Below are 17158 nucleotides of genomic sequence, written 5' to 3' on the forward strand. Positions count from 1 at the left end.
AAAGGCGTGTTTTTTGCCGAACCTCAGGCGCCCTATTTGGCACGGTCGTAGGAATCCACCACGGCAAGGCTCACCGGAAACTCCACCGGTATTGGGCCAAACAACAGTTCCCTGGCGGCGCTGGCCGCTTCCTCGATGGCGGCGATGCACGCCTCCACCCGCCCTGCCGGCGCGTGCACCATCACTTCGTCGTGGAGGAAGAACACCAGCTCGGGCCGGCCGGCCCCGCTCCCCACCGCGCCGTCAGCCCGCAAGGTGCGCAACCGTCGTCGTAATTCCGCCAGCCAGCACGCCGCCCAGTCCGCCGCCGAGCCCTGGACCACGAAGTTCCGCGTGAAACGGCCCCGCGACCGGGCGATCGACTCAGCCCGCCGTTGCTCCTCCGCTGTCGACGAACGCTGGCTTTGGTACCAGCGCTCGGACGGGGGAGGGCTGCTCCGGCCCAGCCTGGTAGTGACCGTTCCACCGGCTTCGCCCGCACGTGCAGCCCGCTCCACGAAGTCGACGGCGCGGGGATAGATGCGCGCCAGCTGCGGCATCAGCCGGCCTGCTTCACCGGACGTGGCACCATACATTGCGCCCAGCAGCGCCATCTTCGCCTTGGCCCGGTCCCCGCCGAATCCCTTGGCGGCAATCCCGGCATAGAGGTCCTGGTCCCGGGCCGCTTCCGCCATGGACGAGTCCTGTGCGAGGGCCGCCAGAACCCGGGGTTCGAGCTGCGAGGCGTCCGCAACGATGAGCTTGTGGCCGGGATCGGCGTGCACGGCACCGCGGACCTGGCGTGGAATCTGCAGGGCGCCGCCGCCGCGGGAAGCCCAGCGGCCCGAGACCACGCCACCCACGACGTATTCCGGCCGGAACCGGCCGCCGTCCACCCAGGCATCCAACCAGGACCAACCGTTGGCCGTGTGCAGCCGCGACAGGCTCTTGTACTCCAGCAGCGGCTCAATGACCGGGTGGCTGGACTCCCTCAGCTCCCATTTCCGAGTGCTCTTCACCTCGATTCCCTTGCGGTGCAGGGCCCGCATCAAGTCCTGCGGCGAATCCGGATTGAGTCCGGGAGCGTTGAGCAGGCCACGCAGTTCCGCCGCCAACGCTTCGAGCCTGGGCGGACGCTGTCCGGCGGCGGGCCGGGACCCCAGGTGGCCTGACAGGATGTGTTCGTGCAGGTCTTCGCGCCAGGGGACGCCAGTATGCTGCATCTCCGCAGCCACCATGGCGCCCGCTGACTCCGCCGCCAGCAGCAGCTGGAGCCGGTTCCGGCGGTTTTCCGCCGTGTCTACCGCAGCCATGGCGGCCTGCTGGGCCGCGTATTCGGCTCGCAGCTCGTCCAGGGACACGCCGGGCGCGGCACCGGCGTTGGGGTCTTCGAACAATGCGCCCTGGTCCGCCGGGGGACGCGGCGGCAGCAGTGCCTTCGGGGGCAGCGTCGGATCCTCCACGGGGACCCGGTCCGTGTTCCGGGCATACTCCGTGTGCGCGCTGAACTGCGAAAAGGCCAGGATGTTGCCGCAGAGGCTGACGTCATAGCAACGCTCCACCTCCACCCCGGATTTGAGCAGTGCGGGATACCAGTCCTGCGTCCGGTGCCAAATCCAGCGTGGCGGCCGGCCGCCGGGGCGCCGGGCTTCCAGGTCGCGGACGACGGCGGCAAGGTCCGTCAGTGCCACGGGCCGGGGTTCCGGATTGGCCGGTTCGGGATGTCCCGCCTGCGTCAGTTGCTGGAGTACCGCGCCGCGGGAATGGGCGGCGAGCAGCAGGTACATGCTCCAATTCTGCCCTGTCCGCGGAGCTGCCCCGACGCACGTTGTCCACATACAGGATTTCCTGCCTACTCCACGGGTCGGGATGTGGACAGAGTGGCTCCATGAGCAGGCACCAGCTGAACGCACCCCGGTCCGTCCCGGGACATTCCGGGGCACCTTCGCGGCGGCCGCCGGACGGGGAAGCAGGCCCGACTGTTGGGTCGGCCGATGGGAGGGACGTACGAGGCGCGGCCTGGCTGCCGGATGGGTCCGGTGAAGTATTGCTGGTCACCGCCTCCGGGGTATTGCGTTCCGAGGTGGAGCGCATCGTGGCGGCCGCGGGCGCGCACTTGCGTGTTGTCCCCGATGCCGTCGAAGCCGGGCGGCACTGGGATACCGCGGCAGCAGTCCTTGTGGGCAGCGATGTGCGGGAACTACCGCCGCGCAGACGCACGCCGGCGGTCATGGTTGGCCTGGACGGTGAAGGGGACAGCCTCTGGCACCTCGCCGCCGCCCTGGGGGCGGAACGCGTTGCCGTACTGCCGGACGCCGCGGCCTGGCTGGCAGACCACCTTAGCCGGTCCCGCTCACCGGGTCCGGGTGGAGTGGTCCTGGGCATCACGGGCGGGTGCGGCGGGGCAGGGGCCACCACGGCTGCCATCTGGATTGCGCAGGCAGCCGCCCGGCTCGGTGTGCGCGTCCTGATGGTTGACGGCGATCCCTGGGGCGGGGGACTTGAACTTGCGCTCGCCGCGGAGGACACCCCTGGCCTCCGCTGGCCGGACCTCGCCGAGGCCAGGGGCAGCATCGACCCCGTGCAGCTGGTGGATTCCCTGCCTGCGGCGGGAGGCTTGTCCTTCCTCTCGTGGCCTGCCACCCGGGAGCAACCCCTGCCGGTCCCCGCCGCTGCCATGGCCGGGGTCCTCGACGCCGCCCGCCGTGGCTACGAACTGGTGGTGGTCGATGTGGGGCGGGGTGCAGGGCCGCTGACCACGGTGGCGTGGGACTGCGACCGGATCATGGTGGTGGTCCCGGCCCAACTCAAGGCTGCGGTGGCAACCGTGCGACTGCTCCAGGAGCTTCCCCCGGTCGAGGCGGCACTGCTGGTCCGCGGGCGTTCGGGCGCCGCGTTGGACAGTTCGCTGATCGCCGACGCCGTCGGGCTGCCGGTGCATGGCAGGATCCCTGAACTGCGCGCCGTACCAGGTGCCACGGAAGCGGGCCGCCTGCTGGATTTGGGGAAGCGGCGCAACATCCGGCGCTTCGCCGCCGCCGCCCTCGATTGGCTGAGCGATGACCTGTACGCGGGGGACGTGGCATGAGGCACCCGCAGGGAACTCCCGGAATCATTGGGCGGGATCCGGGCAGCGGGGCGGCGCAAGGAAACGCCGGCGCCCGGCGGAGTGCCCGGATCCTGGAAACCAACCAGGCAAGCCGCTCCTGGCGGTCGCGGGATGCAGCAGGGACCGGAAGGGCAGTGGACGCCGGCCTGCTGGAGTCGGTCCGCGAGTCGATGATGGCCGAGGCAGGGGCCGTGACGCCCTCACGGGTTGCCGCGGCGGTCCAGGCCACCGGCAAGCTGCTGGGTACCGCCGGTTCGCTGGCAGCAGTAGAGCGGATCAGCGCCGAACTCAACGGCCTGGGCCCGCTTCAGGAGCTCACCCGGGATCCGGCCGTGACGGACATTTTCGTGAACGAGCCGGGTTCTGTCTGGGTGGACCGGGGACATGGCATCGAGCGGGTTTCCGTCCGGTTCGCCGATGAAGCCCAGGTGCGGGCACTGGCCGGCAGGCTTGTGGCTGCAGGTGGCCGGCGCCTGGATGACGGCTCGCCGTGCGTCGATGTAAGGCTTGCCGGCGGCTACCGTGTCCACGCCGTGTTGCCGCCGGTTTCCACGTCCGGGACGCTCCTGAGCATCCGGATCCGCCGGGAGCAGGTGTTCACCATGGCGGAGCTCCGGGCCGCCGGAATGTTCGGCGCGCGGGTGCAGGCAGTGCTGGAGGCCGTGGTGGCCAGGAGGTTAAGCTTCCTGGTCAGCGGGGCCACCGGTTCCGGCAAGACCACGCTGCTGTCCACGTTGTTGGGATTGTGTGCGCCGGACGAACGCCTCGTCCTGATCGAGGATGCGTCCGAGCTCAACCCGGTCCACCCGCACGTGGTGGCCCTTGAATCGCGTCATGGAAACCTTGAAGGCGGGGGAGCCGTGGACCTGGGGGAACTCGTCAGGCAGGCCCTGCGCATGCGCCCGGACCGCCTGGTGGTGGGCGAGTGCCGGGGGCCCGAAGTGCGCGAGCTCCTCACCGCGATGAACACCGGCCACAGCGGTGGCGGCGGAACCATCCATGCCAACACCGCAACGGCGGTGCCGGCCAGGCTCACAGCACTCGGGGCCCTCGCCGGATTGGGACCGGAGGCCGTGCGGCTCCAGGCTGCCAGCGCGCTGGACGTGGTCATCCACCTCGGCCGGACGCCCCGGGGCAGGGAAGTCCTCTGTGTGGGACTCCTCGGCGACGGTCCCGAGGGCCTAGGCGTGGTGCCGGCCGTCGAGGAATCCGGAAAGCCGGGTCCGGCGTGGCCTGCGCTGGCTGCCCGGTTGGGGCTGGATTCCGGGGAAGCCCTGTGACACTCTTCCTGGCGGCGCTTCTTTGCACCGCCGCGCTGCTCCTCAAACCGCCGCTGCGTGCGCCGGCGAGGCTGCGTTCCGTGGCGCGGAATTCCCCGGGTGCGCAACGAACCACCAGGCGCACGATGGTGCCGTGGTCCCGGCGCGCCGGCCGCGACTCTGTCGGTAAACGCGGAATGGGCCTGACCCTGGTGGTGCAGCAATTGGCGGCGCTGCTCAGGGGCGGAAGGACGCCCGCCCGGCTGTGGGATGAACTGTGGACCGTGTACGGCGTCCCCGGCGGCCAAGAGCAGCGGCTCCAGGACGCCGCACGCTCCCTGGGCCCCGTACTGTCGAGGGGGTCAACCACAGTCCTCGCATCAGCGCGTGCAGCCGCGGCTACCGGAGCTCCCGTGTCCGAGGCCATCCGTCGGGTGCTTCCCACGGCATTTCCGGGCCGGGACCGTGAAGCCGGAACATGGTCCGAGCTGGCGGCCTGCCTCGATATCGCTGAAGCCAGTGGATGCCCGCTCGCTGACGTGCTGACCAGGTTCGCGGCCCAGCTGGAGGCCGCGGAGGACGCCGACGCCGCCAGGCAGACGGCCCTCGCCGGGCCTAAGGCCACGGTCCGCCTGCTGACCTGGCTTCCGTTGATGGGACTCGGCCTGGGCGCAGCCTTGGGGGTCGATCCGGTGGCCACGCTGCTGGGCACTCCGCTGGGACTGGCAGCGCTGGCAGGCGGCGTAGTCCTTACCATGGCCGGCCGGGTGTGGTCCGCCCGGCTCGTTTCGGCCGCCGCGGAGTCAGGGCCATGATGCCGGAATGGGGCCACGGGCCGGCCCTGTTCCTGCTCCTCGCCATGGCTGCCTGGTTGTCGTGCTCGGGCCGCAGCCGGTCACGCCAACGCCTGCGGCAGCTTAACCTGGACACCCCGCGGGAGAACCACCGCCAGGCGGCTGCGCGGACCGAAAACCGCTGTGCCCGCGGCCTCAAGGACACGGCCATGATGCTCGAACTCGTGGCGGCAATGCTGGATGCCGGCGCCGGCATCGGACGTTCGCTGGAACTGGTGGCCGCTTCCGCAGCTCCCCACTACCGGGACTCGCTGCGTCCTGTGGTCTCCGCGTTGGCCATCGGCGCCGACTGGGAGACGGCGTGGCGCAGCTCCGCGGTACGGCTCCCGGAGGTCCTGGAGCTTCGGGATGCCCTGGGGTTTGCCGCGCTGACCGGCGCACCCTCGTCCGCGATCCTGTATGCGCAGGCTGCAAGGCTTCGGCGGGAGAGATTCCGTGCCGCAGAAAAACGCGCCGCGTCGCTCGGCGTGAAGCTGGTGGTCCCGCTGGGCCTTTGCTCGCTGCCGGCCTTCATCTGCCTGGGCGTCGTCCCGGTGCTGCTTGCCTTGGTTCCATCCGGTTCCTAGACCTCCGCCCGGATACCCCGGCGCCTCTGTCCTTTCCTCCACAAGCTGGCGGCGGCCCGGCTTTTCCACTTAGCCCACCCCACCCCTTACCGGCCGCAGCGCCGGCGGGAAGAGTCGAGACAGCCGGGAAACACCCCGGCAGACCCGCGAAAGGAAAACACATGTCCATCCACCACCACCGCTGCTCCGCCGGAACCCCTGCGCTCGCCGACTCCGCCACGGCCGGCACCTCACCCGGCGGTCAAGGGTTCGTCACCGGCGGTACCGGGCACGCTTCCGCGCCCATCGCTTCTGCCAGGCATGGCGCAGCGGCCGCAGACGGCAATGTCGTTGAGCTTTACCCGGGATCGGATCCATTCCGGCATGGGAACCGGCGCAGGGCCGGGCTGCTGGGCTCTGAGGCAGGTATGGCCACGGCGGAATATGCCATCGCCACCCTGGCCGCTGTCGGCTTCGCCGGGCTGCTCGTGTTCATCCTTCGCAGTGATGAAGTCCGCGGCTTCCTGCTGAACCTGATCCGGACCGCGCTGGCGTTGCCGTGACCGGCTCCCATGCGCCGGACAAACACAATCTACCGGGCACTGCCGATGTGTCGCCCAGGGGGATGGCCAAAGGCGCGGTCACAGCAGAGTTCGCCGTGGCGCTGCCGGCGGTACTGGCGCTGCTTGCCATGCTGCTGGCCGGAGCCGCCGCAGGTATGACGCAACTGCGGATCGAAGAAGGAGCCCGCGCCGGGGCGCGGGCCCTGGCCCGGGGCGAAGACCCCGGCGCCGTGCAACATACAGTCAGGACCCTTGCCGGCGACTCGGCGGCCGCGTCCATTGCGGCCGACGGCGAATGGTTCAGCATCACCGTCACCGACCATGTGTCCGGACCCCTGGGAGCGTCCATTCCGTGGACCCTCACCGCACGCGCGTCGACGCGGAGTGAGTCGCCGGGAACCGGTGGCGCAGACGGGACCCGCAACGGCAGCGGCCTGACCGATGGAAAGGGAAACCGGTGACGGGGATGGAAACGTGCCTCCCAGCAAAGGTCCGCGCGTGCCGCCCAGCCTCAAGGGAGTGCCCAGCCGACAGGCTGGGTCGCCTTGGCGGTTCGTCCAGCTGGACGGGTGCGCACGATGGCCGGGAGCGCGGCTCCGGAACGGTCATGGCGGCAGGGCTCGCGCTGGTGGTCATGACAGCCATGGCCGTCATGCTCTTGCTCGCCCAGTCGGCCGTGCTGGCCAGCCGGGCGGCTGCAGCCGCGGACTTGGCAGCCCTCGCAGCGGCCGACGCCCTCCGCGGCATCACCACCGGGGAACCCTGCATGGTTGCCTCAGAGGTATCGGGCCGCCATGCCGCCACAGTGATCAGTTGCGTGGAAGGTGCCGGGCAGACGATTGACGTGCGGACCGAGCTTAACGAACGGTCGCTCCTGGGCGCCGCCACGGGACATGCACGGGCCGGGCCACCTCCGTGAGGAGATGCCATGGGGGGCGGCGCACGGGACTGTCCACGCCGCGCCGCACATCCTTCAGCCTGCAGGTCCTTCAGTCCCCACGTTCTTCAGCCCTGCACGTCCTTCCGACCGGCACGTTCCGCTCAGCTCCTGGCGTCCAGCACCTCCCGGCTGGCTTCCGAGGCGTCCTTGAGCAGGACATCCAGCAGGGTTACCGCCGCGGCCTTGTCCAACGGGTTGTTCTTATTGCCGCACTTGGGCGACTGGACACAGGACGGGCAGCCGGTGTCACACTCGCAGGCCTTGATGGCGTCCCGCGTGGCCGCCAGCCACACCACGGCCTTGTCGAACCCCCGTTCGGCGAACCCGGCGCCCCCGGGGTGCCCGTCATACACAAAGATGGTGGGCACCCCGGTATCGGCGTGCAGTGCGGTTGAGACCCCGCCGATATCCCACCGGTCGCTGGAAGCCACCAGGGGAAGAAGCCCTATTGCCGCGTGTTCGGCAGCGTGCAAGGCACCCGGGAACTGTGCCTCGATCAGTCCCGCCGCCGTCAGGGAACGGTTCTCCACCACGAACCACACCGCTTTGGTGAAAAGGTCGCGTGCGCCCAGCTCCAACGGTTCCTCGCCCAGCACCTCATTGGAAATCAGTGCCTTGCGCTGGAAGGAAACCACCTGGGTGGTGACCTTTACGTCGCCGAAGTGGACCGTCACGTCACCCCACTGCATGGTTCGCTGGGTCTCCAGCACCTCGATCTGGGTCACGTCCCGCGCGGTCGTGTAATAGTCCGGGTTGGCGCGCCGCACCATGACGCAGTGGTCGTCTTCGTTGAGGTCCTCCACCACATAGGTGTCGCCCTGGTGGACGTACACCGCCCCGGTGTGCGCCTGGTAGTGGGTCTGCGGCGAGTCCATGGTTCCCAGGAGCGAACCGGTCTCGGCGTCCACGATGCTGACGGGTCCCCCTCCGTCCGCCCGGAGGTTGACCATGGCGGCGGCACTCTGCGAATGGGTCCAGAACCAGCCGGCCGGCCGGCGCCGGAGGTAGCCCTGTGCCACCAGCCGGTCCAGGAGCATCTCTGCGGTATCGCCGAAGAGATCGAGCTCCGCCGGTCCCAGCGGCAGTTCAGCGGCAGCGGCGCACAGATGCGGCCCCAGGACGTAGGGATTGGACGGGTCAAAGACTGTTGCTTCCACTGAAACGTCGAAGATGGCTTCGGGATGGTTCACCAGGTAGGTATCCAGGGGGTCATCGCTTGCCACGAAAGCCGCAATCGCATCCTGGCCGGCGCGGCCCGCCCTGCCGATCTGCTGGAACAGCGAGGCCCGCGTCCCGGGCCACCCGGCCACCAGGACCGCATCAAGGCCGGAAATGTCGATCCCCAGCTCCAGGGCCGACGTACTGGAAACACCCAGCAACTGGCCGGAACGCAACGCCTTCTCCACCGCCCGGCGTTCCTCCGGCAGGTAGCCCGAGCGGTACGCGGCCACCCGTTGCGGCAGGCCCGGATCCACCTCGTCAAGGAGCCGTTTGGTAATGGCGGAGATGGTTTCCGCGCCACGTCGTGACTTGATGAACGCGATGGTGCGGATCTGCGCGGACACCAGGTTGGCCAGCAGGTCAGAGGTCTCCGCCACGGCCGTCCGTCGTTCCTTGGCACCGTTCTCGCCGCGGACGTCCGTCAGCGCCGGTTCCCAGAGTGCCACCGTGGTGGCACCGTGGGGCGAGCAGTCGCGGGACACCGCAGTGACGGGGGCGCCAATGAGGCGCGCGAAGGAGACGTCAGGCTCCGACGCCGTGGCCGATGCCGCAATGAACACCGGCTCCGGGTACGACGATCCTGCCCCGTAGTAGGCGCAGATCCGGCGCAGCCGCCGCATCAGGTTAGCCACATGGGAGCCGAACACGCCACGGTAACTGTGCGCCTCATCGACGATGACATAGCGCAACCGGCGGAAGAACGACGCCCACCACGCGTGGTTGGGGAGGATGCCGAAGTGCAGCATGTCTGGGTTGGCCAGGATGAAGTTCGCGTGGTCCCGGATCCAGCGGCGGGCAGCTGGATCGGTATCCCCGTCGTAGGTCTCCGCCCGGACCGTAGGCAGTTTCAAAGCCCGGATGGCGTTCAACTGGTCCGCCGCCAGTGCCTTGGTGGGGGAGAGGTACAGCGTCACGGCGCCGTCGTCGTGGATCTTCCCAGGGTCGGCCAGCACACGCAACTCCGACCGGTGGATCGCGTCCAGCGCCGGCAACTGGTACGCCAGCGATTTCCCCGACGCGGTTCCGGTGGCCACCACCACGTGTTTCCCCTCATGGGCGGCGTTGGCTGCCTCCACCTGGTGGCGGTACGGCTCCCGGATGCCGAGCGAGCCGTATGCCTCAACGAGGTCCGGGTGCATCCATTCAGGCCAAGGCTCGTGGACCGCCTCCCGCGCAGGGATGGTGCGGACATGACGGAGCTGTTCCGGTTCCGGGCCGCGGCCCAGGAGGGGAATCAGGGAGTCATGGGGGGTCACCCCACCATTCTTCCACCCGGCACCAAGCCGGAGGGCAGCGGTTCGCCAAACGCACAACCGGGCCGTGGCACCCTCAGCTGAGCGAAAGATCCGCTCCGTCGTGGGACGCCGAGAGCATCAGGACGCGGGCCACCGTGGTCCAGCCCAGGTGTGAGTACAGCTTCTGTCCGTCAGTGGACGCCAGCAGGAGTCCTGTGCGCACGTCGTGGCCGAAGGCCTGTGCCGCCAAGGCCCGCATGATGAGGCTGCCCAGGCCCCTGCGCTGGAATGCGGGCTCGGTGATGATCTTGTCGAACACCGCGGTATCGCCCACGACGAATACCCTTCCGCTGGCCGCGATCTCGTCCCCGGAGCGGACCTCTGCGTAGTGCACGCCATCACGCTCGAACGTGGACAGGCTCAGGTCGTCGTCGGAAAGCCATGGATCCTCGGCGTCCTGGGTCTCCATGTCCACGATCATCATCGTCTGCGAATCCGAGGTGACGTTCAACCCGTGCTTGGCCGCCAGGCCGGTGAACCGGGCGGGATCGTGCGTAAGGATGGTCAGCACGCGGGCGGGCGCTTCGGCAGTCGTGGCGGCGAGGGCCGCGAATTCGTCGGGGCTGGGTTCGGACGCAAAAACTTCCCAGTCACCGCTGGTATCAGCCCGGAGCACGGCCGGGAACCGGCCCTGCGTCGAGGTCCGGTAGCCGCGACACCCGGCCCAGCCCGCAACCCACACCTGAAAAAGGCCAGTGATGTCTTCAACCAGGGTTTCCTGACTCATGGCATGAAGACTATTCCAGCAGGATCGCAAGCAACAGGGGGTGGCCCAGTGCTTATGGAATTGTGATGCGCCCCCGCTCCCGGGGCGGCGGTAATCCTGCTCCGGGCCGGCGGTACCCTTAAATACGTGGCTTTGAACCGAATTGTGCTCTTTTACGGCTTTACCCCTATCGCGGATCCTGACGCCGTGCGGCTTTGGCAGCGCGCCCTCTGCGAGAAGCTCGGCTTGACCGGCCGCATCCTTATCTCCAAGGACGGAATCAACGCCACGGTGGGCGGGGAAATCGGCGCGGTCAAACAGTACGTCAAGACCACCCGCGAGTACCCGGGGTTCCGGGGCATCGACGTGAAGTGGTCCGACGGCGGCGCAGAGGACTTTCCCAGGCTCAGCGTCAAGGTGCGGGACGAGATCGTCTCCTTCGGTGCGCCCGGAGAGTTGACCGTCGATGCCAATGGAGTGGTGGGCGGAGGCAAGCACCTCAAGCCCGAGGAACTGCACGAACTGGTGGACGCCAAGAAGCAGGGCGGCGAGGACGTGGTGTTCTTCGACGGCAGGAATGCCTTTGAGGCCCAAATCGGCCGGTTCAAGGACGCCGTGGTCCCCGACGTCGCCACCACGCATGACTTCATCAAGGAACTCGACTCGGGCAAGTACGACGACCTCAAGGACAAGCCCGTGGTCACCTACTGCACCGGCGGCATCCGCTGCGAGGTCCTCTCCAGCCTGATGGTGAACCGCGGCTTCAAGGAGGTCTACCAGCTCGACGGCGGTATTGTCCGCTACGGCGAGGCCTTCAAGGACCAGGGGCTCTGGGAGGGCTCACTCTACGTCTTCGACAAGCGCATGCACCTCGAGTTCAGCGAGGACGCCAAGACGATCGGCCAGTGCGCCCGCTGCTCGGCACCCACCAGCAAATTCGAGAACTGCTCCAACCCCAGCTGCCGGACCCTGACGCTGTACTGCGCCGGGTGCGCCTCCAGCCCGGAGACGCTCCGCTGCCCGGAAGGCTGCGCCGCTGCCTGAGCCCGCACGTCAAAGCCTGCGGAGCCGGAACGCATAGTTCGCCGCGCTGCCCGCTTCCAGCCGCACCGTCAGGACGCTCCGGGTGGAGAGATAGAAGACGTTCTCCCGGTTGATGCCGCAGCGAAGGCCAAGATCCACCAGCGTCACGTCCTCGGTGCTCACCGTGAACGCCACCCGGCGTTGGCTTCGGCAGGCCAAGGCCAGCGAGTATGTGCCGGTCTCCAGGGCCGGTGATGCCACGGTCCGCACTTCGCCGGACCCCAACAACCCGGCATCGGCCTGGACCTCGGGTGCCGTACCCTCCGGCAGGGCACGGGACACCCAATCATCGAGGTCGGCGCCGCTGACCGGGTCCTGTTGCAAAGGATCGCGGGTGAACGCTGGAACCGGGGCGATGGTAGTGCCGCCCTGGACGGCACCGGCCCGGCCGTCGTCGTACGTATATTCGCAGCCCGCCAGGGCACCTGCCGCAAGCACCAGTCCAAGGGCGACGGCGGCCGCGGGCTTCGGTGCCCGCGGCGCCCGTGCTGTCCTTCGGGGAAGGGGCGCGGAGAACCTCCGCACACTGGGCATAGTCCGACTGTATGCCCGCGACGGGCGCCGGGCCAGAGCCGGAAACCGGTGTTATTGCGCCGGGGCCAGCCGGTACGCGTAGAGCAGCGGGGCGTCCACGCTGGAGCTGCTGATTTGGACCCGGCCGCCGGCAGGCAGGTTGATCCTGGTGGTCTCGGCACGGCCGTTGCAGGCCGCACCCGCTTCGGTGACGGCCTTGCCGTCCAGTGACACCGCGAAGAACGCCTTGCCGGTGCCGGCACACACCGCCGTGAGCGTGTAGCTGCCGGCAGGAACGGAAGGTGCTTCCTGCACGAGGTGGTCCCGGTTGAGGATCTTGCCCGAATCCTGAAGCACCACGTCCGCCGGGGACGTGGGCAGCGCCGTGGCCCGCCACTGCGGAACATCCGCGGCCTCCACCGAGCCCGCAGGCGAACACCCTGCGACGGTGAGCCCAAGGGCTGCGGCCACCAGTACCGCCGGCAGCGTACGGCGTACCGCGGCGGTGCGGGCGCGCGGAAGGAAGGTCAGGCGGGAAGGCATGCTTCCACCGTACCCCGCTGCCGGGCCGGACTAAACTTGAGCGGTGCCTAAATCCCCGTACGAGTTCACCGCCGGCAACACTCCCGACGCACCCCGCAGCGACCTTCCCGGGCTGCTGGCGGCGCTCGCCGCAGACCTCCGCAGGATCGACTACACGCTCGACGGCGTCGCCCGGCTGCTGGGGCCCACGGCCTCCGCGGCGCTGAACCGGGACCAGGTCATTCCCGCCATGCTGGCAACCGCGCAGGCAGTGCAGCGCACCGCAGCGGCGGCGCCCCTTGCCGCCGTCGTCCGGCTGTGGCTCCTGGCCGAGCCGCAGGAACGGGAAACGCTCGACGCCGCGCTGCCGGGCATCGGCGTGGAAGGGCTCCTGGAGCTGGGGCTGGTCCAGCCCGTCCCCGGCACGCCCCGCATCACGGCCAAAGCCGACCTGCGCCCGTACGGCTGGGATGCCAACCCCGACGGCAGCGGCGGCGCTGAACTGTGGGTGGCCAGCGACCTCGCGGCCCACCAGCAGGCAGGAGTCCTGCGGCACGACCATGTCCTGGGCATCGGGCAGGCATCCACCACGCTGGTGCAGACCACCGTCCGGCAGCACACCGAACGCGCCCTGGACCTGGGCACGGGATGCGGCATCCAGGCCTTCCACCTGCTGCACCACTGCCAGCACGTGACCGCCACCGACATCTCCGAACGCGCCCTGGCCTATGCCCGCTTCAACATCCTGCTCAACGCCGAGGCACTCTCCGTGGACCCGGACCGGCTCGAGGACCGGGTGAGCCTGCGCCTGGGTTCGCTGCTGGAGCCGGTGGCCGGGGAGGAATTCGGCCTGGTGGTGTCCAACCCGCCGTTCGTGATCACGCCGCGCAGTGCCGGAGAGGACGCGGCCGGCCAATTCACCTACCGCGACGGCGGCCTGCCGGGCGATGAGATCGTCGCGTCCCTGGTGGCGGACCTGCCCGGCGTCCTGGCGCCGGGCGGCGTGGCCCAGCTGCTGGGAAACTGGGAAGTCCCCGCCGGCGCCAACTGGGACGAGCGGCCGAGGTCCTGGGTGCGGGCAGGCACCGACGCCTGGTTCATCCAGCGGGAGCAGGTCAGCCCGGAACAATACGCGGAAACCTGGCTGCAGGACGCCTCCGAATCCCGGGACCGGGCACACTACCGGGACGCCTACGCCGCGTACCTCGCGGATTTCGGGTCCCGGAACGTCGCCGGGATCGGCTTTGGCATGGTGTGGCTGCGGCGCCCCGCTGCGGCCGGGCAGGAAACCATCAGCCGCTTTGAGGAAATCACATACCCCATCGAGCAGCCCATCGGACCCCACCTGGGCGCCGCCGTCGAACGCAGCGACTGGCTGGCAGCGCACGATCTCGCCGGAACGCACCTGCTCGTGGCCGACGACGTCACCGAGGAGCGCCACCAGCGCCCCGGCGCCGAGCACCCCGGCGTGATCCTGCTCCGGCAGGGCGCCGGGCTGCGCCGCACCAACCTGATGAGCACCGAGCTGGCCGGGTTCGTCTCGGCGTGCGACGGCGACCTGGCCGCCGGGCAGATCGCCGCGGCCCTGGAGGCCCTCCTGGGCGGCGAGGCCGGGTCGTTCCAGCGCTCGCTGCTTGCCGACGTTGCCAACCTGGTGCGGGACGGCTTCCTCATTCCGGCCGCGTTTCCGGCCGAACAGTAAGCCCCCTTATGCTCCAGGCCGCGCCCCGTCTTTTCCACATGAATGCGCACGATTCCCCAAAATATGGTGAACTAGGCGAACATGGGCTCATCTGCCCCAGCAACCTTTTTCTGTAGGAGCACCGTGCCAAGCAAGGCCAAAACCGGCAAGAAACTCGTGATTGTGGAGTCTCCGGCCAAGAGCAAGACCATCGCCAAGTACCTCGGCGAGGGCTTCATCGTAGAGGCCTCCATTGGTCACATCCGCGACCTGCCGCAACCGTCCGAACTCCCCGCCGAGCTGAAGAAAACGTCGGTGGGCAAGTTCGCCGTCGACATCGACCACGACTTCAAGCCCTACTACGTGGTGTCTCCGGACAAGAAGAAAAAGGTGACCGAGCTCAAGGCTGCGCTCAAGGACGCCGACGAACTTTACCTCGCAACCGATGGGGACCGCGAAGGCGAAGCCATCGCGTGGCACCTGCTGGAAGTCCTCAAGCCCAAGGTTCCGGTCTACCGGATGACGTTCGGCGAAATCACCAAGGAAGCCATCCAGCGCGCCATGGGCAACCTGCGCGATGTTGACCAGGACCTGGTGGATGCGCAGGAAACCCGCCGCGTGCTGGACCGCCTGTACGGCTACGAGATCTCCCCGGTGCTGTGGCGCAAGGTGGCCCGTGGCCTGTCCGCCGGCCGCGTGCAGTCCGTGGTCACGCGCATGGTGGTGGACCGCGAACGCGAACGCATGGCCTTCAAAGCCGCCTCCTACTGGGACCTGACCGGCCAGTTCGGCGCGGACTCGGGCTCGTTCAAGGCCAAGCTCGCCGCCGTTGACGGCGCCAAGGTGGCCAGCGGCCGCGACTTCAACGACAACGGCGAGCTCACCGCCAAGAACGTGGCCCACCTCAACGAGGAGCTTGCGACGTCCCTCGCCGCCGGGCTCCAGGATGCGGACTTCCGCGTCCGCTCGGTGGACACCAAGCCGTACACCCGCCGCCCGGCCGCGCCGTTCACCACCTCCACCCTCCAGCAGGAGGCCGGCCGCAAGCTGCGCTTCTCCTCAAAGAGCACCATGCAGGTGGCCCAGCGGCTCTACGAAAACGGCTACATCACCTATATGCGTACGGACTCGTCGGCGCTGAGTGACGAAGCCATCACCGCCGCGCGCCGGCAGGCCTCGGAGCTCTACGGGCCGGAGTACATTCCGCAGTCCCCGCGCGTCTACTCCAACAAGGCCGCCAACGCGCAGGAAGCGCACGAGGCCATCCGCCCGGCCGGAGACTCCTTCCGCACGCCGGCCCAGGTTGCCAAGCAGCTCTCCGGGGACGAGTTCCGCCTGTACGAGCTCATCTGGAAGCGCACCGTGGCGTCCCAGATGGGCGATGCCAAGGGCTCGACGGCGACCATCCGCCTGGGTGCCATTGCCGCCGACGGGCGGGACGCCGAGTTCTCCGCCTCCGGCACCGTCATCACCTTCCCCGGCTTCCTGGCCGCCTACGAGGAAGGCAAGGACGAGACCCGCGGCGATGACGAGTCCGACGAAGCACGCCGGCTCCCGAACGTGGCCAAGGACGACTCCCTCACCGCCGCGGACATCCAGGCGGTAGGCCACGAAACCTCGCCGCCGCCGCGCTACACGGAAGCGTCCCTGACCGCCGAACTGGAAAAGAAGGGCATCGGCCGCCCGTCGACGTACGCGTCCACGATCTCCACCATCCAGGACCGCGGCTACGTCCGGAAGCAGGGCTCCGCGCTGGTGCCCAGCTGGATCGCGTTCTCGGTGATCCGGTTGCTGGAGCAGCACTTCAGCGACTACGTGGACTACGAATTCACTGCCGACATGGAAGGCGACCTGGACAAGATCGCCAACGGCCAGGAGGCGGGAGCTTCGTGGCTCCGGCACTTCTACTTCGGCGAAGACTCCGACCCCGGCCTGTTGAGCATCGTCAACAACCTGGGCGAGATCGATGCCCGTGAGATCAACTCCATCCCGATCACCGACGACATCACCTTGCGGGTGGGCAAGTTCGGCCCATACCTGGAAAGTTCGGCAGCCGTCGTTGATCCCAAGACGGGCGAGATCGTGGAGTCGGCCCGGGCCAACGTGCCCGAGGACCTGGCCCCGGACGAACTGACCGCAGCCAAAGCCATTGAGCTGATGGAGACTGCGGCGCCGGAGGAGCGCGTGCTCGGTGCAGACCCGCACACGGGACACACTGTCGTGGCCAAGAACGGCCGCTACGGCGCCTACGTCACCGAGATCATCCCGGAAATGACCGACGAAGACCTGGCCAAGCAGCCGGTGGAGTACTACAAGAACGGCAAGCCCAAGCCGCCCAAGAAACCGGTCAAGGCCAAGCCGCGCACGGGTTCGTTGTTCAAGTCCATGACCGTGGAGTCCGTGACGCTGGACGAAGCCCTGCAGCTCATGAGCCTGCCCCGCGCGCTGGGCGAGGACGCCGAAGGCAACCTCATTACCGTGCAGAACGGCCGGTTCGGTCCGTACCTGAAAAAGGGCACGGATTCGCGCTCGATCGGATCCGAAGAGGAAATCTTCACCATTACCCTGGAGCAGGCGCTGGAGATCTATTCACAGCCCAAGCAGCGCGGCGCCCGTGCCGCCGTGCCGCCGCTGGCCGAGTTCGGTCCGGACCCGGTGTCGGAGAAGAACATCGTGGTGAAGGAAGGCCGGTTCGGTCCGTACATCACCGACGGCATCACCAACATCACGGTTCCGCGTGCCACCTCCCTGGAGGAACTCACCCGGGAACAGGCCGTGGAACTGTTGGCCGAGAAGCGCGCCAAGGGCCCGGTCAAGCGGACTGCCACCCGCAAGGCACCCGCAAAGAAGAAGGCAACGGCCAAGAAGTAGTGCCTGGCCGGCGCGTT

Annotated in this window: 15 protein-coding genes; 10 read left to right on the forward strand and 5 right to left on the reverse strand. The window is 68.5% G+C overall.

Features of this window, described 5'->3' with window-relative positions:
- Positions 1–32: 32 nt before the first annotated feature.
- The gene (locus tag AC4EEO_RS02360; RefSeq protein ID WP_491339783.1) at positions 33–1766 is read right to left on the reverse strand and encodes a bifunctional 3'-5' exonuclease/DNA polymerase; all 1734 of its coding nucleotides are present in this window, start codon (positions 1764–1766) and stop codon (positions 33–35) included.
- A 101-nt stretch (positions 1767–1867) separates the two neighbouring features.
- On the opposite strand from AC4EEO_RS02360, the gene ssd reads away from it, so the two are divergent.
- The 7 genes from ssd (at position 1868) to AC4EEO_RS02395 (ending at position 7228) form a co-directional block, all read left to right on the forward strand.
- Positions 1868–3067 (forward strand): septum site-determining protein Ssd, encoded by a 1200-nt coding sequence (ssd, locus tag AC4EEO_RS02365; protein WP_491339784.1) that lies wholly within the window; start codon positions 1868–1870, stop codon positions 3065–3067.
- Entirely contained in the window at positions 3064–4368 is a 1305-nt protein-coding gene (locus AC4EEO_RS02370) for a TadA family conjugal transfer-associated ATPase (protein ID WP_491339785.1), read from the forward strand. The genes ssd and AC4EEO_RS02370 overlap by 4 nt, the downstream gene beginning before the upstream one ends.
- Complete coding sequence (locus tag AC4EEO_RS02375; protein ID WP_018761838.1) at positions 4365–5162, forward strand: type II secretion system F family protein; 798 nt, start codon at positions 4365–4367, stop codon at positions 5160–5162. Before AC4EEO_RS02370 ends, AC4EEO_RS02375 begins: the two co-directional genes overlap by 4 nt.
- Positions 5159–5767 (forward strand): type II secretion system F family protein, encoded by a 609-nt coding sequence (locus AC4EEO_RS02380; protein WP_018761837.1) that lies wholly within the window; start codon positions 5159–5161, stop codon positions 5765–5767. Before AC4EEO_RS02375 ends, AC4EEO_RS02380 begins: the two co-directional genes overlap by 4 nt.
- A gap of 161 nt (positions 5768–5928) precedes the next feature.
- Positions 5929–6309 carry a DUF4244 domain-containing protein gene (locus AC4EEO_RS02385; protein ID WP_491339786.1) on the forward strand — a complete coding sequence of 127 codons (381 nt, stop codon included), beginning with the start codon at positions 5929–5931 and terminating at the stop codon, positions 6307–6309.
- Positions 6310–6371: 62 nt separating this feature from the next.
- Positions 6372–6770, forward strand: a complete 399-nt coding sequence (locus tag AC4EEO_RS02390; protein ID WP_491339787.1) for a TadE family type IV pilus minor pilin — start codon at positions 6372–6374, stop codon at positions 6768–6770.
- A gap of 74 nt (positions 6771–6844) precedes the next feature.
- Positions 6845–7228 carry an Rv3654c family TadE-like protein gene (locus AC4EEO_RS02395; protein ID WP_109045376.1) on the forward strand — a complete coding sequence of 128 codons (384 nt, stop codon included), beginning with the start codon at positions 6845–6847 and terminating at the stop codon, positions 7226–7228.
- Positions 7229–7350: 122 nt separating this feature from the next.
- Here the strand turns inward: AC4EEO_RS02395 and AC4EEO_RS02400 are convergent, their stop codons facing one another.
- A complete protein-coding gene (locus AC4EEO_RS02400) occupies positions 7351–9726 on the reverse strand; it encodes a DEAD/DEAH box helicase (RefSeq protein ID WP_491339788.1) in 2376 nt (791 codons plus the stop codon).
- A 73-nt stretch (positions 9727–9799) separates the two neighbouring features.
- Positions 9800–10492, reverse strand: coding sequence for a GNAT family N-acetyltransferase (locus AC4EEO_RS02405; RefSeq protein WP_109045168.1), 693 nt, complete (start codon positions 10490–10492; stop codon positions 9800–9802).
- A 126-nt stretch (positions 10493–10618) separates the two neighbouring features.
- Between AC4EEO_RS02405 and trhO the strand changes: the two genes are divergently transcribed.
- Positions 10619–11515, forward strand: a complete 897-nt coding sequence (trhO, locus tag AC4EEO_RS02410) for an oxygen-dependent tRNA uridine(34) hydroxylase TrhO (protein ID WP_026264601.1) — start codon at positions 10619–10621, stop codon at positions 11513–11515.
- Positions 11516–11524: 9 nt separating this feature from the next.
- On the opposite strand, the gene AC4EEO_RS02415 is transcribed toward trhO, so the two are convergent.
- Both AC4EEO_RS02415 and AC4EEO_RS02420 read right to left on the reverse strand, forming a co-directional pair.
- On the reverse strand, positions 11525–12088 hold the full coding sequence (locus AC4EEO_RS02415) for a DUF6023 family protein (RefSeq protein WP_026264600.1): 564 nt from the start codon (positions 12086–12088) through the stop codon (positions 11525–11527).
- A gap of 51 nt (positions 12089–12139) precedes the next feature.
- Positions 12140–12610, reverse strand: a complete 471-nt coding sequence (locus tag AC4EEO_RS02420; protein ID WP_018761829.1) for a DUF6023 family protein — start codon at positions 12608–12610, stop codon at positions 12140–12142.
- Positions 12611–12653: 43 nt separating this feature from the next.
- Between AC4EEO_RS02420 and AC4EEO_RS02425 the strand changes: the two genes are divergently transcribed.
- Positions 12654–14291, forward strand: a complete 1638-nt coding sequence (locus AC4EEO_RS02425) for a DUF7059 domain-containing protein (RefSeq protein WP_491339789.1) — start codon at positions 12654–12656, stop codon at positions 14289–14291.
- 123 nt (positions 14292–14414) lie between these two features.
- On the forward strand, positions 14415–17141 hold the full coding sequence (gene topA / locus AC4EEO_RS02430) for a type I DNA topoisomerase (protein ID WP_018761827.1): 2727 nt from the start codon (positions 14415–14417) through the stop codon (positions 17139–17141).
- The last annotated feature ends 17 nt before the right edge of the window (positions 17142–17158 follow it).

It is taken from the genome of Pseudarthrobacter sp. MOO13, assembly GCF_058267655.1.

Bases quoted from the DNA above. Each gene is read 5' to 3' on its own strand.
- AC4EEO_RS02360 (WP_491339783.1), bottom strand. From the start codon at position 1,766: ATGTACCTGCTGCTCGCCGCCCATTCCCGCGGCGCGGTACTCCAGCAA.
- ssd (WP_491339784.1), top strand. From the start codon at position 1,868: ATGAGCAGGCACCAGCTGAACGCACCCCGGTCCGTCCCGGGACATTCC.
- AC4EEO_RS02370 (WP_491339785.1), top strand. From the start codon at position 3,064: ATGAGGCACCCGCAGGGAACTCCCGGAATCATTGGGCGGGATCCGGGC.
- AC4EEO_RS02380 (WP_018761837.1), top strand. From the start codon at position 5,159: ATGATGCCGGAATGGGGCCACGGGCCGGCCCTGTTCCTGCTCCTCGCC.
- AC4EEO_RS02385 (WP_491339786.1), top strand. From the start codon at position 5,929: ATGTCCATCCACCACCACCGCTGCTCCGCCGGAACCCCTGCGCTCGCC.
- AC4EEO_RS02390 (WP_491339787.1), top strand. From the start codon at position 6,372: ATGGCCAAAGGCGCGGTCACAGCAGAGTTCGCCGTGGCGCTGCCGGCG.
- AC4EEO_RS02405 (WP_109045168.1), bottom strand. From the start codon at position 10,492: ATGAGTCAGGAAACCCTGGTTGAAGACATCACTGGCCTTTTTCAGGTG.
- AC4EEO_RS02415 (WP_026264600.1), bottom strand. From the start codon at position 12,088: ATGCCCAGTGTGCGGAGGTTCTCCGCGCCCCTTCCCCGAAGGACAGCA.
- AC4EEO_RS02420 (WP_018761829.1), bottom strand. From the start codon at position 12,610: ATGCCTTCCCGCCTGACCTTCCTTCCGCGCGCCCGCACCGCCGCGGTA.